The organism is Amycolatopsis sp. NPDC041971 (assembly GCF_055588925.1).
Genome location: NZ_JBVJCE010000003.1, coordinates 231,109 through 251,776 on the forward strand (window position 1 = coordinate 231,109; position 20,668 = coordinate 251,776).

General features: G+C 68.2%; 17 protein-coding genes and 1 pseudogene. 11 read left to right on the forward strand and 7 right to left on the reverse strand.

Annotated features, from left to right (window positions below):
• Window positions 1–85 precede the first annotated feature (85 nt).
• Together ACZ6DT_RS09355 and ACZ6DT_RS09360 are read right to left on the reverse strand one after the other, a co-directional pair.
• Window positions 86–583, reverse strand: a complete 498-nt coding sequence (locus ACZ6DT_RS09355; protein ID WP_340687231.1) for a hypothetical protein — start codon at window positions 581–583, stop codon at window positions 86–88.
• A gap of 57 nt (window positions 584–640) precedes the next feature.
• Complete coding sequence (locus tag ACZ6DT_RS09360) at window positions 641–1,231, reverse strand: SACE_7040 family transcriptional regulator (protein WP_465591142.1); 591 nt, start codon at window positions 1,229–1,231, stop codon at window positions 641–643.
• A 151-nt stretch (window positions 1,232–1,382) separates the two neighbouring features.
• On the opposite strand from ACZ6DT_RS09360, the gene ACZ6DT_RS09365 reads away from it, so the two are divergent.
• The 7 genes from ACZ6DT_RS09365 to ACZ6DT_RS09395 all read left to right on the forward strand — a co-directional run bounded on the left by ACZ6DT_RS09365 (window position 1,383) and on the right by ACZ6DT_RS09395 (window position 9,784).
• Window positions 1,383–2,192 carry an SGNH/GDSL hydrolase family protein gene (locus tag ACZ6DT_RS09365; protein WP_465591145.1) on the forward strand — a complete coding sequence of 270 codons (810 nt, stop codon included), beginning with the start codon at window positions 1,383–1,385 and terminating at the stop codon, window positions 2,190–2,192.
• Between the two features lie 149 nt (window positions 2,193–2,341).
• Window positions 2,342–3,955 carry a carboxyl transferase domain-containing protein gene (locus tag ACZ6DT_RS09370; RefSeq protein WP_465591148.1) on the forward strand — a complete coding sequence of 538 codons (1,614 nt, stop codon included), beginning with the start codon at window positions 2,342–2,344 and terminating at the stop codon, window positions 3,953–3,955.
• Window positions 3,956–3,957: 2 nt separating this feature from the next.
• On the forward strand, window positions 3,958–5,943 hold the full coding sequence (locus ACZ6DT_RS09375; RefSeq protein ID WP_465591151.1) for an acetyl/propionyl/methylcrotonyl-CoA carboxylase subunit alpha: 1,986 nt from the start codon (window positions 3,958–3,960) through the stop codon (window positions 5,941–5,943).
• Window positions 5,940–7,094 carry an acyl-CoA dehydrogenase family protein gene (locus ACZ6DT_RS09380; protein WP_465591154.1) on the forward strand — a complete coding sequence of 385 codons (1,155 nt, stop codon included), beginning with the start codon at window positions 5,940–5,942 and terminating at the stop codon, window positions 7,092–7,094. The genes ACZ6DT_RS09375 and ACZ6DT_RS09380 overlap by 4 nt, the downstream gene beginning before the upstream one ends.
• A 45-nt stretch (window positions 7,095–7,139) precedes the next feature.
• The gene (locus ACZ6DT_RS09385; RefSeq protein WP_465591157.1) at window positions 7,140–7,646 is read left to right on the forward strand and encodes a GNAT family N-acetyltransferase; all 507 of its coding nucleotides are present in this window, start codon (window positions 7,140–7,142) and stop codon (window positions 7,644–7,646) included.
• Between the two features lie 101 nt (window positions 7,647–7,747).
• The gene (locus tag ACZ6DT_RS09390) at window positions 7,748–8,611 is read left to right on the forward strand and encodes an SDR family oxidoreductase (RefSeq protein WP_465591159.1); all 864 of its coding nucleotides are present in this window, start codon (window positions 7,748–7,750) and stop codon (window positions 8,609–8,611) included.
• Window positions 8,612–8,728: 117 nt separating this feature from the next.
• On the forward strand, window positions 8,729–9,784 hold the full coding sequence (locus ACZ6DT_RS09395) for an alpha/beta fold hydrolase (protein ID WP_465591162.1): 1,056 nt from the start codon (window positions 8,729–8,731) through the stop codon (window positions 9,782–9,784).
• Between the two features lie 3 nt (window positions 9,785–9,787).
• Here ACZ6DT_RS09395 and ACZ6DT_RS09400 read toward each other — a convergent pair whose 3' ends face one another.
• The 4 genes from ACZ6DT_RS09400 to ACZ6DT_RS09415 form a co-directional block, all read right to left on the reverse strand.
• Window positions 9,788–10,768: an MASE1 domain-containing protein gene (locus ACZ6DT_RS09400; RefSeq protein WP_465591165.1), complete on the reverse strand. Its 981-nt coding sequence runs from the start codon at window positions 10,766–10,768 to the stop codon at window positions 9,788–9,790.
• A gap of 150 nt (window positions 10,769–10,918) precedes the next feature.
• Entirely contained in the window at window positions 10,919–12,127 is a 1,209-nt protein-coding gene (locus ACZ6DT_RS09405) for an acyl-CoA dehydrogenase family protein (protein WP_465591168.1), read from the reverse strand.
• A gap of 18 nt (window positions 12,128–12,145) precedes the next feature.
• On the reverse strand, window positions 12,146–13,441 hold the full coding sequence (locus ACZ6DT_RS09410; RefSeq protein WP_465591171.1) for an acyl-CoA dehydrogenase family protein: 1,296 nt from the start codon (window positions 13,439–13,441) through the stop codon (window positions 12,146–12,148).
• 393 nt (window positions 13,442–13,834) lie between these two features.
• Window positions 13,835–15,019 (reverse strand): TetR/AcrR family transcriptional regulator, encoded by a 1,185-nt coding sequence (locus ACZ6DT_RS09415; protein ID WP_465591173.1) that lies wholly within the window; start codon window positions 15,017–15,019, stop codon window positions 13,835–13,837.
• 156 nt (window positions 15,020–15,175) lie between these two features.
• Between ACZ6DT_RS09415 and ACZ6DT_RS09420 the strand changes: the two genes are divergently transcribed.
• Window positions 15,176–16,387, forward strand: coding sequence for an acetyl-CoA C-acetyltransferase (locus tag ACZ6DT_RS09420; protein ID WP_465591176.1), 1,212 nt, complete (start codon window positions 15,176–15,178; stop codon window positions 16,385–16,387).
• A gap of 10 nt (window positions 16,388–16,397) precedes the next feature.
• Entirely contained in the window at window positions 16,398–18,569 is a 2,172-nt protein-coding gene (locus ACZ6DT_RS09425; RefSeq protein WP_465591179.1) for a 3-hydroxyacyl-CoA dehydrogenase NAD-binding domain-containing protein, read from the forward strand.
• Window positions 18,570–18,659: 90 nt separating this feature from the next.
• Here the strand turns inward: ACZ6DT_RS09425 and ACZ6DT_RS09430 are convergent.
• Window positions 18,660–19,073, reverse strand: a pseudogene (locus ACZ6DT_RS09430) (MMPL family transporter); the annotation flags it as partial.
• 16 nt (window positions 19,074–19,089) lie between these two features.
• Here ACZ6DT_RS09430 and ACZ6DT_RS09435 point away from each other — a divergent pair.
• The gene (locus ACZ6DT_RS09435) at window positions 19,090–19,173 is read left to right on the forward strand and encodes a DUF3761 domain-containing protein (protein WP_465591839.1); all 84 of its coding nucleotides are present in this window, start codon (window positions 19,090–19,092) and stop codon (window positions 19,171–19,173) included.
• A gap of 57 nt (window positions 19,174–19,230) precedes the next feature.
• Window positions 19,231–20,658 (forward strand): MFS transporter, encoded by a 1,428-nt coding sequence (locus ACZ6DT_RS09440; RefSeq protein ID WP_465591182.1) that lies wholly within the window; start codon window positions 19,231–19,233, stop codon window positions 20,656–20,658.
• Window positions 20,659–20,668 lie beyond the last annotated feature (10 nt).

A 20,668-nucleotide genomic window follows, 5' to 3' on the forward strand; every position in this document is an offset into this window, starting at 1 on the left:
TGCCACGCCCCCTCCTTTCCCACCACCCCCCCCCCCCCCCCCCCCCCCCCCCCCCCACACCTGCGGCCGCACAGAGCGAGCGCGCCTAGTCCGCGACGGCGTCCGAGATCCAGGGCGCCACCGGCAGGTCCCGGTCCAGGCATTCCGCCGACAGCCGGATCGTCCAGCGCAGCGCCTGCAGCACCAGACTGTCGACCTCGTCGGGCGCGGCGTTGGCGAGCGCGATCTCGACCTGCTCCTGCGCGGCCTCGCTGTTGCCGTGGACCTCGGCCAGCAGCGTGCGCACGGCCGTCCGCACGGGCGGGTCCGCCTGGTCGATCGAGACCTCTTCACCGTCCTCGTCGAACACCTGCACCTTGACCGGCGCGCTCCCGCCGTCGCCGAGAGTGGACACCATGGCGCTGCATTCGCCGAACAGCATCATCACGAGCTCTTTGGTCTCCTCGGAGCGGGCTTGGGGCTCGACGGCGGTCGGCATGAGCTCGTCGAGCGCCTCGGCGTCCTCCCCGAGGCTGATCGCCACGAGCGCACGCTGCGCCTTTTCGACGAGCCTCCGCTCGTACTCGCTCCTGTCCGGCTCCACGTGCCTATCAAACACCAGAGGACGGAAAAGTGGGGATAGACCGAAACCCGGACGTGGTCACTTCGCGGCGTGCAGTGCACCCAGCGCGAGACGGCAGAGCATCTCGGCCAGTTCGCTGTCACCGAGATGGCGGTTGTACGGCGTCGAGTTGATCAACCCAAAGACCGCGTGCGCCGCCGAGCGCGCCTGACGCTCGCCGATCCCGGGGACGGCGTCACTGATCGCGCGCACCCATACCTCGACGTACTGACGCTGCAGGGCGCGGACCTGTTTGCGGTCACTGTCGGTGAGATTGGCGAGGTTGCGTTCCTGGACGGTGATCAGCGCGGGATGCGCGAGCGCGAAGTCGACGTGAAAATGCACCAATGCATCGAGAACCTCGTCCGGCTCGTCCCGCTGGCTCGCCCTCGCCGTCCCGCCTTCGAGCAGATAGCGGCTGATCGAGTTCAGCATTTCGCCGAGAATGGCGTCCTTGCTGCGGAAATGCCGGTACAACGCCGGCCCGGAAATGCCGACGGCCGCGCCGATGTCGTCGATGCCGACGCCGTGGAAACCGTGGTGGGCGAAGAGTTCGGCGGCGGCGGACATGATCTGTTCACGCCTGTTCGCTTTCTCGCCGTTCACGAGTGGGGTGGGGTTCGCCGGCATCTGGCCATATTAAGGCCGCGTGTTAGCGAGCGCTAACACGCGGCCGTACTTCCAGCCTGGGCCAAGCGGGTTACCTGGGGAAATGACCCTTTTGCGTAGTGCTACCACCTGGTAATGCTGTGTCTCGTTAACTTGTCACGAAGGAGTGACCATGGCCGTCCCTGCTCGGATCAAAGCTCTTTCCTTCACTCGTTTAGGTGCGGCCCTGGGGGTCGCCGTCCTTGCCACCTTCGGTCTCGCGGGCACCGCCCAAGCGGCGACCGACTACGTGGCGCTCGGTGACTCGTACTCGTCCGGCGTCGGTGCCGGCAGCTACGGGAACTCGGGCGACTGCATGCGCAGTGCCAACGCCTATCCCCAGCTGTGGGCCAACGCCCACGCCGGGACCACGTTCAAGTTCGCCGCGTGCTCGGGGGCGCGCACCGGCGACGTCCTCAATCAGATCGCGAACGTCACCTCCAGCACCACGCTGGTAACGGTCTCGGTCGGCGGCAACGACGCCGGGTTCGCCGACGTCATGACCACCTGCACCACCGGCAGCGACCAGACCTGTGTCAACCGGGTCAACACCGCGAAGACCTACGTGAACAACACGCTTCCCGGGCTGCTGAACAACGTCTACGGCAAGATCAAGGCGAAGGCGCCCAGCGCGAAGCTGGTCGTGCTCGGGTATCCGCGCTTCTACACGGTGCCGGGTTCGTGCTCGGTCGGGCTGAGCGACACCAAGCGCACGGCGATCAACTCGGGTTCCGACGCGCTCGCGTCGGTGCTCTCGGCCCGCGCTTCCGCGAACGGCGCGAAGTTCGTCGACGTGCGGCCCGCCTTCACCGGGCACAACATCTGCTCGTCGGCCAACGACTACCTGCACAGCCTCACCTGGCCGATCGTGAACTCGTACCACCCGACGGTCGCCGGTCAGCGGGGCGGCTACTACGCCCCGCTGGTCTCCGCGATCGGCTGATCCGCTCGAAGTACATGAAGGCCCCCTTCCTTGCGCCCAGGTACAGGAAGGGGGCCTTCATGTACTTCCGGGTGCGGTGGACAGAGTGGGTTAGTGGGCGTTAACCTACGACGGCAAGTTAACGACGGCTAACTTGGCGACGAGGAGCCATGGACACACCCGTACTGAGCACTTCGGCCGATCCGGGCAGCGACGAGTACGCCCGCAGCGTCACCTCCCACGCCGAGCTGGTCGAGGACCTGCGCAAGCGGCTCGCCGCCGCCCGGCTCGGGGGCCCGGAGAAATCCCGCACCCGCCACGTCGAGCGGGGCAAACTCCTGCCACGCGACCGGGTCGACACCCTCCTCGACCCGGGATCGCCGTTCCTGGAGCTGTCCCCGCTGGCCGCCACCGGACTGTACGACGACGAAGCGCCGTCGGCCGGGATCATCGCCGGTATCGGGCGGGTCTCGGGCCGCGAATGCGTGATCGTCGCCAACGACGCCACGGTCAAGGGCGGCACCTACTACCCGATGACCGTCAAGAAGCACCTGCGCGCGCAAGAGGTCGCGCTGCACAACAATCTGCCGTGCGTCTACCTGGTGGACTCCGGCGGCGCGTTCCTGCCGAGGCAGGACGAGGTCTTCCCGGATCGTGAGCACTTCGGCCGGATCTTCTACAACCAGGCCACGATGTCCGCGCGCGGCATCCCGCAGATCGCCGCGGTGCTCGGCTCCTGCACGGCGGGCGGCGCGTACGTCCCGGCGATGAGCGACGAAGCGGTCATCGTGCGGAACCAGGGCACGATCTTCCTCGGCGGCCCGCCGCTGGTGAAGGCCGCGACGGGCGAGGTCGTCACGGCCGAGGAGCTCGGCGGCGGCGACGTCCACTCGCGCCAGTCCGGCGTCACCGATCATTTGGCCGAGGACGACGCCGATGCCCTGCGCATCGTTCGCTCGATCGTGTCGACTTTGGGCCCGAGGACACCTCGCCCGTGGGACGTCCTCCCGACGGAGGCGCCCGCCGCCGACCCGAACGAGTTGTACGGCGTCGTCCCGACCGACCCGCGCGTGCCCTACGACGTCCGCGAGGTCATCACGAGGATCGTCGACGGCAGCCGGTTCGGCGAGTTCAAGAAGGAGTACGGCTCGACGCTGGTCACCGGGTTCGCCCGGATCCACGGCCACCCCGTCGGCATCATCGCGAACAACGGCGTGCTGTTCGCCGAGTCCGCGATGAAGGGCGCGCACTTCATCGAGCTGTGCGACAAACGCTCGATCCCGCTGCTGTTCCTGCAGAACATCACCGGCTTCATGGTCGGCAGGGCCTACGAGGCCGGCGGCATCGCCAAACACGGCGCGAAGATGGTCACCGCGGTGGCCTGCGCGCGTGTGCCGAAGCTGACCGTCGTCATCGGCGGCTCCTTCGGCGCGGGCAACTATTCGATGTGCGGTCGCGCGTACTCGCCACGCTTCCTGTGGATGTGGCCGAACGCGCGGATCTCGGTGATGGGCGGCGAGCAGGCGGCGTCGGTGCTGTCCACCGTCCGCCGGGACGCCATCGAGGCTCGCGGCGGCGACTGGTCCACTCAGGAAGAAGAGGCGTTCAAAGACCCGATCCGCGAGCAGTACGAGGCGCAGGGCAGCCCGTACTACTCGACGGCGCGGCTGTGGGACGACGGCGTGATCGACCCGGCGGACACCCGCACGGTGCTCGGCCTCGCGCTGTCCGCGGCGGCCAACGCGCCTTTGTCCGATGTCAACTACGGCGTCTTCAGGATGTGAGCATGTTCGACACGGTTCTGGTCGCCAACCGCGGGGAGATCGCCGTCCGCGTGATCCGCTCGCTGCAGGGGCTCGGTATCCGTTCGGTCGCGGTGTACAGCGACGCGGACGCCGACGCCCGGCATGTCCGGGAGGCGCACACCGCCGTCCGCATCGGTCCGGCCGAAGCGGCGAAAAGCTATCTGTCCATCCCGGCGATCGTCCGGGCGGCGCTCGACACGGGCGCGCAGGCGGTCCACCCCGGCTACGGATTCCTCGCGGAGAACGCGGAATTCGCCCGCGCCTGCGCCGACGCGGGGTTGGTCTTCATCGGCCCGCCGGTCGAGGCGATCGACGCCATGGGCGACAAGATCCGCGCCAAGGCGACGGTGTCCAAGGCCGGTGTCCCGGTGGTGCCCGGCGCGTCCGATGTGGACATTCCCGAAGGCGGTTTCGCCGCCGCCGCGGAGAAGGTCGGGTTCCCGCTGTTGATCAAGCCGTCCGCCGGTGGTGGCGGCAAGGGGATGCGGCTGGTCAACGAACTGTCCGAAGTGGACGCTGCCGTGGAATCCGCCCGCCGTGAGGCCAAGGGTTCCTTCGGCGACGACACGCTGCTCATGGAGCGGTTCGTCACCACGCCGCGCCACATCGAGATCCAGGTGCTCGCCGACACCCACGGCAACGTGATCCACCTCGGTGAGCGTGAGTGCAGCCTGCAACGGCGGCACCAGAAGATCATCGAGGAAGCGCCGTCCGTGCTCCTCGACGAAGCCACGCGCGCGAAGATGGGCGCGTCCGCGGTCGAGGCCGCGCGCTCGGTGGGCTATGTCGGCGCGGGGACGGTCGAGTTCATCGTGTCGGCCACCGCGCCCGACGAGTTCTTCTTCATGGAGATGAACACCCGCCTGCAGGTCGAGCATCCGGTGACCGAACTGGTGACCGGGCTCGATCTCGTCGAATGGCAGGTCAAGATCGCCGACGGCGACGTGCTCACCGTGTCGCAGGACGACGTCCGGCTGGACGGCCACGCCGTCGAAGCCCGCGTCTACGCCGAAGACCCCGCTCGCGGCTTCATCCCGACGGGGGGAACCGTGCTCGCGGTCCACGAGCCGTCCGGCGAGGGCGTACGCGTCGACTCGTGGATGAGCGAGGGCGCGGTCATCGGGTCGAACTACGATCCGATGCTGGCCAAGGTCATCGCCTGGGGCCCGGATCGCGCGGCCGCGTTGCACCGGCTCGATCTGGCGCTCGCGGACACCGCGTTGCTCGGCCTCGGCACGAACATCGCCTTCCTGCGCGGGCTTCTCGCCGACGACGACGTCCGCGACGGCAAGCTCGACACCGGGCTCGTCGATCGGCGATTGTCCACTTTGGTCTCTCAAGAGGTGCCGCCGGAGTTCTTCGTGGCCGCCGCGCTCGACAGGTTGCTTTCCTTGCAGCCGCAGGGATCCGTCGTCGACCCGTGGGATGTCCCCGACGGCTGGCGACTCGGCGCTTCCGGCGGTATCGACTTCGCGCTGAAGTCGGGAAGCTCCGAAGTCGTCGTGCGGGTGCAAGGCACTCCGGCGAACGCGCTCGTAAGCGTGGACGGCGCCGGGCCGGTCCGGGTTTCCGCGCGGCGCGAGGGAGACCTGCTGGAAGTCCGGCACCCCACCGGTTTCCACCGGTACCGGCACGCCGCCGGGACCGGAAGGACCGTGTGGCTCGCGCGTGACGGTCACAGCTTCACGATCGGCGAGCGCGAAAGGCTGCGTTCGGCCGCCGGCGCCGCGGGGGGTGCCGGACCGGTCACCAGCCCGATGCCGGGAACCGTGCTGGTGGTCAAGGCCGCCGCCGGTGACGTGGTGAGCGCCGGGACGCCGCTCGTGGTCGTCGAGGCGATGAAGATGGAGCACACGATCACCGCGCCGATCGACGGCGTGGTCAGCGAACTCCCCGTCCGGGTGGGCCAACAGGTCGCGCTGGACGAGACGGTAGCCGTTGTGACACCCCAAAAGGATGGCCAATGATCGACTTTCGGCTGGATGACGAGTACGAGGCGCTGCGCAAGACGGTCGAGGAATTCGCGCGCTCCGAGGTCGCCCCGGTCATCGGCGGCCTCTACGAACGGGAGGAGTTCCCGTACGCGATCGTCGCGAAGATGGCCGAGATGGGCCTGTTCGGCCTGCCCTTCCCCGAGGAGTACGGCGGCATGGGCGGCGACTACTTCGCGCTCTGCCTGACCCTGGAGGAACTGGCGCGCGTCGATTCCTCGGTCGCGATCACCGTCGAGGCCGGTGTTTCCCTGGGCGCCATGCCGATCTACCGGTTCGGCACCGAGGAGCAGAAGCGGAAGTGGCTTCCGGAGTTGTGCGCCGGCACCGCGCTCGGCGCCTTCGGGCTCACCGAACCCGGCGGCGGCTCGGACGCCGGGGCCACCCGCACGCGCGCGAAACTCGACGGCGACACCTGGGTGATCAACGGCAGCAAGTCGTTCATCACCAACTCCGGCACCGACATCACGAAACTGGTCACGGTCACCGCCGTCACCGACGTGAAGGAGAACGGCCGCAAGGAGATCTCGGCGATCATCGTCCCATCCGGCACGCCGGGCTTCGCCGTCGCGCCGAAGTACTCCAAGGTCGGCTGGAACTGCTCGGACACGCATGAACTGTCGTTCGACGACGTCCGCGTCCCGGCCGAGAACCTGGTCGGGGAACGCGGCCGCGGCTACGCCCAGTTCCTGTCCATTTTGGACGAAGGCCGGGTGGCGATCGCCGCGCTGAGCGTCGGGCTCGCGCAGGGCTGTATCGACGAATGCCTGCGGTATGTCAAGGAGCGCGAGGCGTTCGGGCACAAGATCGGCGAATACCAGGCGATCCAGTTCAAGATCGCCGACATGGAGGTACGCACGCACACCGCGCGGCTGGCGTACTACGCGGCGGCGTCGAAGATGCTGCGCGGTGAGCCGTTCAAGAAGGAGGCGTCGATCGCGAAGCTCGTCGCTTCGAACGCCGCCATGGACAACTCGCGCGAGGCGACGCAGATCTTCGGCGGATACGGCTTCATGAACGAGTTCCCGGTGAGCCGTTTCTACCGGGACGCGAAAATCCTGGAGATCGGCGAGGGAACCTCGGAGGTGCAGCGGATGCTGATCGCGCGGCACCTCGGCGTCGTCTGACCGACAGAACACCCGTGCATCCTCACGATGTTGTAGAACGGAAGCATGAGCGATTTCCTCATCCGTCAGGGTGGTTCTGGGGACTTCCAGACGTTGCTGGACATGTTCGACGAGGCCGTCGCGTGGCTTGCCGAACGGGGTAGCGAGGGGCAGTGGGGCACCGAACCATGGTCCACCATCCCGAAGCGGGTCGAGCGGGTCCGCGGAATGGCCGACGGTCCCGGGCTGTACATCGCCGAGGTGGACGGCCGGGCCGCCGGGGCGACCATCCTCGGTGACCGTTTTCCGCATGTTTCGCCGGTCGACGAGCCGGAGATCTACCTCGGCCTGCTGCTGACCTCGCGCCGGTTCGCCGGCCACCGGGTCGGCTCACGGCTGATCGAGTTCGCGCTGGCCGAGGCGCGGGAACGCGGCATCGGGCTGGTGCGGGTCGACTGCTGGGCCGGTGGCGACGGCGACCTTCAGCGGTACTACGAGAGCCAGGGCTTCAAGCCGACGGAACGTTTCGACGTCAAGGGCTGGATCGGGCAGGTGTTCGAGCAGCGCCCGTAAGACTGGCGTTCGCGCGGCTTCCGGTGCACCATAGTTGACAGATCGCCAACAGTGCTCGGATAGATGAAGTCCCAGACAGTGATGTCACAGAGGAGCCCAGCATGGCCAAGCGTGAACGGTCCCTGGCAGGCAAGGTCGTCGTGATCACCGGGGCGGCGCAGGGCATCGGTGCCAGTACCGCGGCGGCGCTGTCCCGGCTCGGCGCCAAGGTGGTCATCGGCGACCTCGACCAGGTCCTCGCCGAGAAGACCGCAGCCGAACTGGGCGCGGAGGCGCTGCCGCTCGACGTCACCGACACGAAGGGCTTCACCGAGTTCCTCGACGAGGTCGAGCGACGCGTCGGACCGATCGACGTGCTGATCAACAACGCCGGCATCATGCCGCTCGCGCCACTCGAAGAAGAGGACGACGCGGCGACCCGCAGGCTGCTCGAGATCAACCTGCACGCGGTCATCCACGGCACCAGGGAAGCCGTGAAGCGGATGCGCCCGCGTGGTACCGGCCACATCGTCAACATCGCCTCGATGGCGGGCAAGGCCGGATTCCCCGGCGCCGCCACCTACTGCGCGACGAAACACGCCGTCGTCGGGTTGTCGGAATCGGTGCACCTGGAATTGCACGGAACGGGAGTGCTGGTGTCCTGCGTGATGCCCGCGGTGGTCCGCACGGAACTGGCCAGCGGGCTCGGCGAGGCGAAGTTCTTCAAGTCGGTGCAGCCGGAAGATGTGGCGCAGGCCATTGTCGGCGCGTTACGCCGTCCCAAGTTCGACGTCTTCGTTCCCACGTCGCTGGACGCCATGGGCAGGATCACACGGCTGCTTCCACGCCGTCTCGGTGAAGGATTGCTCCGCGCGCTCGGCGGCGACAAGATTCTGTCCTCCGCAACGCATTCCAGTGCTCGCGCGGAGTACGAGTCGCGTGCCGCGCGCAGTGCTCCGGCGGCGGAAAAGGGCGCCGATTCTTGACTCGTACGGCCTAGCAACTGTCCGAAATGGACGGCCTGTGGCGGCCACGGTGTTGAGTCGTGCGCCCGCACGCGGCAAGATTACGTCTTGCCGCGTCGATTCCCCAGGAGGCACACCATGGCCACACCCCCGGCACGGCTCGCCGCCGCCGCGTCGAACGTCGTCGGGAAGGTGCTGCACGGTGGTGTCGCCGATCTTCGCCCGGTGCCGCGCGTCCTGATCGACCAGGGCCCCAACCGTTCGCTGTACCGGCTGACGAATGGCAACGCCCCGGTGTCGGGTCCGCCGGTGCTGCTGGTGCCGCCGCTGGCCGCGCCCGCGCTGTGCTTCGACCTGCGCCGCGGGTGCAGCCTCGCCGAGCACCTGGTCGACGGTGGGCGCAACACTTACCTGGTCGACTACGGGAACGTCGCCTTCTCCGACCGGCGCCTCGGCATCGAGCACTGGATCGAGGAAGTGCTCCCGCGTGCGATCCGCAAGGTCAGCGAGGACTCCGGCGGCCAGGGCGTGCACGTCGTCGCCTGGTGCCTCGGCGGGATCTTCTCCCTGCTGACCGCCGCGGACCAGCCCGATCTGCCGATCGAGTCGATCGCGACCATCGCCTCGCCGTTCGACTTCACCGCGATTCCGCTGATCGCCCCGTTCCGCCCGCTGGTGGACCTCACCGGCGGCCACCTGCTGACCCCGATCTACCGCGTGCTCGGCGGCGCACCGTCCTATTTGGTCAGCCGGGTCTTCCGGGCGACCGGGATCAGCAAGGAGATCACCAAACCGCTGGCGATCCTGAAGAACCTCGACGACCGGGACTACCTGGCGCAGATCGAAGCCGTCGACCATTTCATGGACAACATGATCGCCTATCCGGGGCGGACGTTCGGCCAGATCTACCACCGGTTCTTCCGCGCCAACGACCTCGCCGAGGGCACGGTCGACCTCAACGGGCGCATCATCGCGCTGTCCGGGATCAAGGTGCCGACCCTGGTCATCGCCGGGCAGAACGACACGATCGCCCCGCGCGCGGCCGTCGAACGGCTCACCGAACTGCTGGACAACTCGCCGTCGGTGACCTTCGAGACCGCGCCCGGCGGGCACCTGGGCGTGCTGACCGGCCGGAAGGCGCGCGGGACCACGTGGCGTTACCTCGACCGCTTCCTCGACGAACAGGTCGCCTGAGCCTCAGTCGGCGAGGTCATCGTCCTTGCGCTGGGTCATGGCGCTGCGCAACGACTGGCGCGGCTCGATCAGGTCGACCATTTCGGTGATCTGGCGCCAGGCGTCGGTGATCTCGGAGGTCGCGCGATCGCGTTGCAGGACGACTGTGGACAACACCAGTGCCGTCAGCCCGACAGTGGCGTCGAAGGCCTGTACGTGCAGCATGCGTGCGGCCAGCTCGTAGGAGCCGTAGGGGCCGAGCCCGTGCATGGCGCCGAAGATCGTGAAAGTGCAGACACACAAGGAACAAAGCAGCGCTCCTGCCTGCCGGAACCGCAGCGCCGCCCAGACGAGCACCGGGAAGACCAGGAACAGCTTGGACATGGTGGTGGACGCGAGGATCGCCGTGCCGAGCCCGAGCAGCGCGAGCGCCGCCGCCTCACCCCAGCGAGCGAGTGAAACCCGCCTCGGCAGGCGGAATCTCGGCGCCAGGAGCAACAACGGCGTGATCGTCAGGACGCCCATCGCGTCGCCGGTCCACCACACGAGCGCCGTCGCCCAGAAGTTCTTGGAGCCCAGCGCGCCGTCGAGGACCAGCACGCCGGTGCCCAGTACGGCGCTGACGGCGGTGCCGCCGATCGCCCCGACCACCACCAGGAGGACGGCGTCGGGAAGCCGGTCGAGCCGGTCGCGGCCACCCAGCCGACGCATCACCGCGTAGGCCAGCATCGGGCCGATCGTGTTCCCCGACGAAATCACCAAGACCGCGACCGGCGAAGGGCCGAGGGCGATGTTCGTCAGGAGAGCGCCGAGGAAGATTCCCGGCCAGAACCGCGGCCCCAGCAGCATCGGCACCGCCAGCGCGACACCCGCGGCGGGCCACAGCGGCGAGATCCGCTCGCGCACGATCGCCCACTGGATCCCGATCCGGGCGGTCGCGAAGTAGCAGATCGTCACGCCGAGGACGATGAGACACCAGCGTGCGGCAGAGGAGAGCGGTCTCATCGCGACTCCGGCCTTGGCGGGCGAGGGAAGGTTTGAGAGTACCGCTGTCCGGCCGCTGGAGCCGTTCACTTGATGGTGTTGTCGTTCTGTTGGCAATAAACGAAAAGGGGCCCGTGCAGCTGCACGGGCCCCTTCACGGCATTTCGGATGCTACTTGAGCTCGGCACTCGTCTTGCCGAGGATCCGGCGCGCCACGATGAGCTGCTGGATCTGTTGCGTGCCTTCGAAGATGTCCAGAATTTTCGCGTCCCGGCTCCACTTCTCCAGCAGCGATTCCTCGGTGTAGCCGAAGGTTCCGGTCAGCTCGACGCATTTCAGCGTGATCTCGACGACCGACCGGCCCGCTTTCGCCTTGGCCATCGAGGCCTGTAGCGAGTTCGGCTTGCGGTTGTCGGCCATCCACGCCGATTCCATCGTCAGCAGGTACGCCGATTCGTAATCCGCCTCCAGCTGAAGGAACGTCGCGGCCGCGGCGTGCTGGCTGTGGACGGCCTTGTCGTAGTCGATGACCACGCCCGCGTCGGTGAGGATCTTCCGGGTCTCCTCCAGCGCCGCGCGGGCGACACCGATGGCCATGGCGGCGACCAGCGGGCGGGTGTTGTCGAAGGTCTGCATGACCCCGGCGAAACCCTTGGCGGTGTCGATCTCCGGCGTGCCGAGGAGGTTCTCCTTCGGCACGCGGACGTTTTCGAAGCGCAGCACGGCGGTGTCGGAGGCGCGGATGCCGAGTTTGTGCTCGACGCGCACCACCTCGAAGCCCGGTGTGCCCTTCTCGACGACGAACGACTTGATCGCCGCGCGGCCCTTCGTCTTGTCCAGAGTGGCCCAGACGACGACGGCGTCGGCGCGCTCGCCGGCGGTCACGAAGATCTTCTCGCCGTTGATCACGTACTCGTCGCCGTCCAGCCGCGCGGTCGCATTGATCGCGGCGGAGTCCGAACCGCAGTCCGGTTCGGTGATCGCCATCGCGGCCCACAGCCCGGAGAACTTCTTGAGCTGTTCGTCGGTGGCGACCGAGCCGATGGCGGCGTTGCCGAGCCCCTGACGCGGCATCGACAGCAGCAGACCGACGTCACCCCAGCACATCTCGATCGTGCCTAGCACGATGTTGAGGTTGGAACCGTTGCGGTTGCCCGGTTTCTCGTTCTTTTCGGAGCGGCGGACGCCCGCCGCGCCCGCGCCGCCCTCGCCGGAGGAGTTCAGCCCGTCCAGCAGCGCGGCGAACATGTCGAGTTCGGCGGGATAGGTGTGCTCGGCGCGGTCGTACTTGCGCGAAATCGGCCGGAACACCTCGGCCGCGGCCTGGTACGCCTGGTTGATCAGGGTGCCGGCCTTCTTCGGAACCTCAAGGTTGATCATGATTGCCTTTCGAAAGTCCTAGAGCAGGACGGCGCCTTCCATCACACCGATCGCGCGGAGGTCGCGGTACCAGCGTTCGACGGGGTGTTCCTTGACGAAGCCGTGCCCGCCGAGCAGCTGCACCCCGGCGCTGCCGATCTGCATTCCCTTGTCTGCGGCCAGTTTCCGGGCCAGCGCCACCTCGCGGGCGTAGGGCTTGCCCTGTTCGGCGCGGGAAGCGGCGCGGAGCGTGACCAGCCGCAGTCCTTCCAGCTCGATGGCGATGTCGGCCACCGAGAACGCGACGGCCTGCCGGTGGCTCACCGGTTCCCCGAACGCCTTGCGCTCGTTGACGTACGGCACCACGTAGTCGAGGACGGCCTTCGCGGTACCGGCGGCCAGCGCGGCCCAGCCGAGCCGTGAGAGCCGGACGACCTCGGTGAAGACCTCGGCCTTGCCGCCGCCGAGCAGTGCTCCGGCGGGCAACGCGACCTTTTCCAGGTGCAGTTTCCCGGTCGCCGCGCCCCGCAGGCCCATCGCCGGTTCGGACTCGATGGTGACGCCCGAGTTGGACGACTCCACGAGGAACAGCGCCGGGCCACGACCTTCGAGGTCGGCCGACACGATGAACACCTCGGCGTCCGCGGCCCTCGGGACCAGCGACTTCACGCCGTCGAGCTGGTAGCCCTTCGGCGTGCGGCGGGCCTTGGTGGCCGGCTTGAACGGGTCGAACAGCGCGGTGCGCTCCTGCAACGCGAGCGCCGCGGCCGGGACGTTCTCGCCGACGAACGCGGGCAGGTAGTCCGCCTGCTGCTGCTCGTCGCCGTAGGACACCAGCGCGGTGCTGACCGCGGACGGCGCGAGCACCGCGACCGCGAGGCCGAGGTCGCCGTGCGCGAGGGCCTCGGCGACCAGCGCGTTCGTGACGACCGACCGTTCGGTGCCGACGCCGCCCAGCTCCTCGGGAATGCCGACGAGCGTGATGCCGAGTTCGGCGGCACGGCTCAGCAGGCCCTCGGGCGCCTGAAGCTTCGCGTCGGCGTCGGCCGCGGCGGGCCGCAGCTGCTCGGCCGCGAACTCCGTCACGGTCTCGGCGATGAGCTGCTGATCCTCACTCGGGGTGAGATCGAACAGCCCCGTGTCCTCGGCAGGCGCGAGCCGCGCCGGCTTGCCGAGCTTCTTGGCGGATTTGAACGTCCGTCCCGCCGCGCCCGCGACCCGGAAGCCGTTGCGCGTCCCGGCACTGACCAGGTTCTGCACGGGCTTCCGAAGTCCGGCCCGTTCAATGACCTTGCTCCCGGCCAGCCGGGTGAGCGCGGACAGGCCAAGGCCCATCGCGTCTCGTTTCCTAGGCGCACCCACGGTGAGTCTCCCTGCCTCGCTTACCTACTCGTGAGTAGGTTAACTCCCCTTGGATGAATGCGCTACTACGGGGGAGGCGAACGTCACGCTGGTGAGTGATTCGGGTCGTTCCCATGAGGCGGATTGCTCACCAGGGGAAGAGGTTGCGGAGGTGAGTGCCCCTCGAGGTGGTCGTGAGTGGCGATTCGGGTTCTCCTGGCGCCCGCCCCCGTGGTGTCCGTGAAGGACTCCTTGAGGGACCCTGGGTCCCTCAAGGAGTCCTTCACGGACATTGGGGCTTCACCGGGACATGGGGCTTGACCGCGAGTCACATTCAGTAGGTGCGTGAGCACCGTGGGCGCGACCCCGCCGGTGAGAGACGAGTCTTCAGACGCCGAGCACCGCGTGCGTCAGCGTCGTCAGCTCGGCTTCGATGTTCGGGCGGCCGTTGACCCGGCGGGTGCGCGCGAGGTCGTTCGCGATGGTCAGCGCCGCGTGCACGGTGATCTTCACTTCGCGCAGGCTCAGTTCCGGGCGGACTTCCGACGCCAGCGCGATCCAGCGCGCGACGTAGTCCCGCTGGACCTTGATCAGGTCCGCCTTGTCGCGTTCCGGCAGCTCCATGGGGCTACCGGAGAACGACACCAGCAGCTCGGGCGTGTGCAGCAAGGTGTGCACATAGGACGCCGCGAGCCTGCGCAGCGCGTCGCGTTCGTCGTCGGTCCGCAACGCCCGTTCCGCGGCGAGCGCCAGCCTGTCGGCCGCTCGATGTCCGATCGCCACCATCAGCGCGGCCTTGCTGGGGAAGTGCCGGTACACGCTGGGCCCGGCGATCCCGGCCGCCGCGCCGATCTCCTCCATGCTCACCGCGCGGAAGCCGCGTCGCCCGAACAACTCGGTCGCGGCCGCGAGGATCTGCTCGCGGCGGGACGGCTCGCCGAGCGCCATCGACGGCGGCTCTTCCGGCGTGTCTTCGGGCTCGGGGAGTGTGACATGCAGCACCGATTCCGCCAGCTGCACCAGGATCTGCGCGAAGCGTTTCTTCGCCACGGACGTGTGATGTACGGAGACGCTGCCGAACACGCTCAGCCCCGCCCAGCACAGCAATTCGGCGTCGTCGGCGGTCAGTTCCGGACGCAACGCGAGCAGCGCCTTGGACCACGCCGCGAGCACCGCGCCAGACCGTCGGCGGATCTCCCGGCGCCCCTCGCGGGGCAGATGCCTGCCCTCCCAGCGCCACAGTGCGGCGACCTCGCGCCGTTCCACGGCTTGCGCGGCGAGCGTGCCCAACAGGGCGTTGACCTGCGCGGGAACGGGGAGGTCGACGTCGGCGAGTGTCTCGGTGGTGGCCCTCTCCATGTCGTCGATACCGGACAGCACGACGTAGGACAGCACCGCCTGTTTGTCCGCGAAATGCCGGTACAGCGCGGGCCCGGTGATCCCGGCGGCGGCGGCGATGTCGTTGATGCCGACCCCGTGGAACCCGCGGGCGCGAAACAGCTCCGCGGCGAGGCCTGCCAGCTGGGCCTTGCGGTCGCGCGGTCGGGCTGAACGCTCGGTCGGGTGATCCATAGGTGAACACACGATAGCGCCGGTTGCGTGCATCGCAACCCATTGACACCATGGGGTTATCACGGTTTATGTTAATCAGCATTAGCATGGCTACCGGCCGGTACGATCCGGCTGTGTCCATCCTTGATACAGCGCCGTACGCGGAGGAGTTTTTCTGTGAGTAGCGAGGCCTACATCTACGAGGCGATCCGTACGCCTCGCGGCAAGAACAAGGGCGGTGCCCTCCACGGCACCAAGCCGGTCGATCTCGTGGTCGGCCTCATCGAGGAGCTGAAGGTCCGGCACCCGAACCTCGACCCCGCGGTGATCGACGACATCGTCCTCGGCGTCGTATCCCCGGTCGGCGAGCAGGGTGCCGTGATCGCGCGCACCGCGGCCTTGAACGCGGGCCTTCCCGAGACGGTCGCCGGCGTGCAGCTGAACCGCTTCTGCGCCTCCGGCCTCGAAGCCACCAACACGGCCGCGCAGAAGGTGCGCTCCGGCTGGGACCAGCTGATCATCGCCGGCGGTGTCGAGTCGATGTCGCGCGTGCCGATGGGCTCCGACGGCGGCGCGCTGTTCATGGACCCGGCCACCGCGTACGACAATTACATCGTCCCGCAGGGCACCGGCGCCGACCTGATCGCGACCATCGAGGGTTTCTCCCGCGAGGACGTCGACGCGTGGGCCGTCCGCTCGCAGGAAAGGGCCGAAGCGGCCTGGTCCGGCGGCTACTTCGCGAAGTCCGTCGTCCCGGTGAAGGACATCAACGGCGTCACGATCCTCGACCACGACGAGCACCGTCGCCCCGGCAGCACCGTCGAGGGTCTCGGCAAGCTGAAGCCCGCCTTCGCCGGCATCGGTGAGCTGGGCGGCTTCGACGCCGTCGCGCTCCAGAAGTACCACTCGGTCGAGAAGATCAACCACGTCCACACCGGTGGCAACTCTTCCGGCATCGTCGACGGCGCCGCGGTGGTGCTGGTCGGCAATGAGCAGATCGGCAAGGACTTCGGCCTGACCCCGCGGGCCCGCATCGTGGCCACCGCGACCGTCGGCTCCGAGCCCACGATCATGCTCACCGGCCCGACCCCGGCCACCGAGAAGGTCCTCAAGATCGCCGGCCTCACCCCGGACGACATCGACCTGTGGGAGCTGAACGAGGCCTTCGCCTCGGTCGTCCTCAAGTGGATCAAGGACCTGCGCCTCGACGAGGAGAAGGTCAACGTCAACGGCGGCGCCATCGCGATGGGGCACCCGCTGGGCGCCACCGGCGCGATGCTGGTCGGCACCGTCGTCGACGAGCTGGAGCGCCGTCAGGCGCGCCGCGCCCTGGTCACCCTGTGCATCGGCGGCGGCATGGGCGTCGCGACCATCATCGAGCGGGTCTGAGGAAGAGACAATGACTGAAGCGAAGACCATCCGCTGGGAGCAGGACGCCGACGGCATCGTCGTGCTCACCCTGGACGACCCGAAGCAGTCCGCCAACACGATGAACGCCGACTTCCGCGAGTCGCTCGGCGTCGTCGTGGACCGTCTGGAGGCGGAGAAGGACAGCATCACCGGTGTCGTCCTCACCTCGGCCAAGAAGACCTTCTTCGCCGGCGGGGACCTCAACGACCTGATCCAGGCCAAGCCGGAGAACGCGGCCGAGATCACCGAGAGCAGTGCCCTGATGAAGGGCCAGATGCGACGGCTCGAGCAGCTGGGCAAGCCGGTCGTGGCCGCCATCAACGGCGCCGCGCTCGGCGGCGGCCTCGAACTCGCCCTCGCGACGCATCACCGCGTCGCGGCCGACGTCAAGGGCAGCCAGATCGGCCTCCCCGAGGTCACCCTCGGCCTGCTCCCCGGCGGCGGTGGCGTGGTCCGCACCGTACGGCTGCTGGGCATCCAGAGCGCGCTGCTGAACGTACTGCTGCAGGGCCAGCGGCACCGCCCGGCCAAGGCGAAGGAACTCGGCCTCGTGCACGAGCTCGTCGGCACGGTCGAGGAACTGGTCCCGGCCGCGAAGGCGTGGATCAAGGCCAACCCCGAGGGTGGCGTGCAGCCGTGGGACGTCAAGGGCTACAAGATCCCGGGCGGCACCCCGTCGAACCCGAGCTTCGCGGCGAACCTGCCCGCGTTCCCCGCCAACCTGCGCAAGCAGATCAAGGGCGCGAACATGCCGGCCCCGCGGGCGATCCTGGCCGCGGCCATCGAGGGTTCGCAGGTCGACTTCGACACCGCGATCACCGTCGAGACCCGCTACTTCGTCAGCCTCGCCACCGGCCAGGTGTCGAAGAACATGACGAAGGCGTTCTTCTTCGACCTGCAGAGCATCAACTCCGGCGGCTCGCGTCCGGACGGCTTCGAGAAGTACACCGCCAAGAAGGTCGGCGTCGTCGGCGCGGGCATGATGGGCGCCGCGATCGCGTACGTCTCGGCGAAGGCCGGCATCGACGTCGTGCTCAAGGACGTCACGCTCGAAGGCGCCGAGAAGGGCAAGGGCTACGCGGTCAAGCTGGAGGAGAAGGCTCTCTCCCGCGGCAAGACCACGCAGGAGCGCTCCGACGCGCTGCTCGCCAAGATCAAGCCGACCGACAAGGCGGAGGACTTCGCCGGCGTCGACTTCGTGATCGAGGCCGTCTTCGAGAGCGTCGAGCTGAAGCACAAGGTGTTCCAGGAGATCGAGGGCTTCGTCGACCCCGACGCCGTGCTCGGCTCCAACACCTCGACCCTGCCGATCACCGCGCTCGCCGAGGGCGTGCGGCGGAGCGAGGACTTCATCGGGATCCACTTCTTCTCGCCGGTGGACAAGATGCCGCTGGTCGAGATCATCTGCGGTGAGAAGACCTCGCCCGCCACGCTGGCGAAGGTCTTCGACTACACGCTGCAGATCAAGAAGACCCCGATCGTCGTCAACGACAGCCGCGGCTTCTTCACCTCGCGCGTCATCGGCACGTTCCTGAACGAGGCCGTCGCCGCGCTGGGCGAGGGTGTCGAGCCGGCGTCGATCGAGCAGGCCGGTGCCCAGGCAGGCTACCCGGCCCCGCCGCTGCAGCTGATGGACGAGCTGACCCTGACGCTGCCGCGCAAGATCCGCAAGGAGACCCGCGAAGCGATCGAGGCCGCCGGCGGCACCTGGAACGCGCACGCGTCCGAGGGTGTCATCGACCGGATGGTGGAGGAATTCGACCGCAAGGGCCGTTCCACCGGCTCGGGCTTCTACGACTACGACGGAGACGGCAAGCGGGCCGGTCTCTGGCCGGGCCTGCGCGACGCGTTCAAGTCGGGCGGCGCCGAGGTCCCGTTCGAGGACCTCAAGGAGCGCATGCTGTTCGCCGAGGCGCTCGAGACGGTGAAGTGCTTCGACGAGGGCGTGCTCACCACCGTCGCCGACGCCAACATCGGCTCGATCTTCGGCATCGGCTTCCCGGCGTGGACCGGTGGTGTCATCCAGTACATCAACCAGTACGAGGGCGGCCTGCAGGGCTTCGTCGACCGCGCCCGTGAGCTGGCGGAGCGCTACGGCGACCACTTCACCCCGCCCGAGTCGCTGGTCGCGAAGGCCGCGAAGGGCGAGATCTACGAGTAAGCCGCTTCACCTGCTTTAACGTGCTAGGAACGGTCCTTTCCTTGCGAAATTTGCAAGGAAAGGACCGTTCATTGCATCCGGGGGCCGGCGGGCAGACGGTTCCAGCGCCACGGGCGGCAACCGCCGGTCCAGCCACCGCGGCAGCCACCACGCGCGTTCCCCGAGCAGCCGCAACATTGCGGGCACCACGAGACAGCGGATCACGAACGCGTCCACCAGCACCGCCAGCCCGAGACCGAACTGCGCCGGCATCCGGTCGGGATCGGGCAAGAACGCCCCGAACACCAGGATCATGATCACCGCCGCCGCCGTGATCACCCTTCCGGTGGAGGCGAGCCCCTGGCGGACGTCGCCGGTACGCCGCCATTCCTCGTGCATCCGGGACATTAGGAACCCCTCGTAGTCCATGGAGAGCCCGAACACGATCGCGAAGATCAGCACCGGCACGAGGTGCCGAATCCGGCGGAGTGCGGAAGCGACCACCACCGCCGGACCGGGCGCGGCCGATGGTGCGACGGTCATCTGCAAGGACGGTTCCCATAGCTACAGCCAGAATCGTCGTGGTACCTGTTCCGGGCACGGCGGGGTCCGCACCTGGTTGTGATCCCGTCGGTGAACCGTTCACTGAGAAGGGTGGTGCTGGGTAAGGTCGGATCATGGGATGCGCACGGTGAAACCGGTCGGACGGGCACCTTCGCCCCGGGTCTTCGTCGTCGTGCTCGCCACCTGCGGTCTGGTGGCGTCGTTCATGCAAACGCTGGTCGTCCCGCTCATCCCGGCGTTTCCCCGGCTGCTCGACACGACCGCGTCCGACGCGTCGTGGGTGGTGACGGCGACCCTGATCGCCGGAGCCGTGGTGATGCCGGTGAGCGGCAGGCTCGGCGACCTCTACGGGAAGCGCAAGTTGCTGCTGATCAGCCTGGGTTTCCTGGTCGCGGGTTCGGTCGTGTCCGCGCTGACCAGCTCCCTCGCGCTGATGGTCGTCGGCCGTGGGCTCCAGGGCTGCGCGATGGGCGCGATTCCGCTGGGGATCAGCATCATGCGCGACGAACTCGCGCCGGAACGGGTCGGTGCCGCGATCTCGGTGATGAGTTCGACGCTCGGCGTCGGCGGCGCCATCGGGCTCCCCGTATCGGCGCTGGTCGCGCAGAACGCCGACTGGCACGTCCTCTTCTGGGCGTCGGCGGGGCTCGGGCTGGTCTGCGGTCTGCTGATCCTGTTCGTGGTGCCGGAGTCACCGGTGAAGACACCTGCGCCGTTCGACTACCTCGGCGCCCTGGGGCTGACGGCGGGGCTGGTCTGCCTGCTGCTGCCGATCGTCAAGGGCGGCGAATGGGGCTGGGGCAGCGGCCGGACCCTCGGCTTCGCCGGGACGGCGGTGGTGATCCTGCTGGTCTGGGGTGCCTACCAGTTGCGGCGCCGTGACCCGCTCGTGGACCTGCGGGTCTCCGCGCGGCGGCCGGTCCTGTTCACCAACCTCGCGTCGATCATGATCGGGTTCGCGCTGTACTCGATGGCGTTGTCGTTCCCGCAGCTGCTCCAGGCGCCCGCGTCGACCGGCTACGGTCTCGGCTTGACGATGGTGCAGGCCGGCCTCTGCCTCGCGCCGAACGGACTGGTCATGTTCATGCTGTCGCCGGTTTCGGCCCGGCTCATCGAACGCTGCGGCCCGCGTACGACGCTGATGGCCGGAGCCACCACCATCGCGGCCGGATACGTTTTCGCGACCGTGCTGATGGACAACGCTTTCGAGTTGATCACGGCGTCGATCATCATCGGTGGCGGCGTCGGCATCGCGTACGCGGCCATGCCCGCGCTGATCATGGGCTCGGTTCCGGTCACCGAAACCGCGTCCGCGAACGGAGTGAATTCGCTGATGCGCTCGGTCGGCACGTCGACGTCCAGTGCGGTGATGGCGTCCATGCTCGCGTCGCTGGCCATCACCGTCGGCGGGGTGTCCGTTCCGTCCGCGGCGGGTTTCCGGCTGAGCTTCGCGGTCGCCGCCGGTGCGGCGCTCCTGGGCCTCGTCTTGACCGCGTTCGTCCCGAAGCAACGCCAGCCGGAACCTCTGGTCGCCTCGGTCCGCTAGCTCCCTCCGT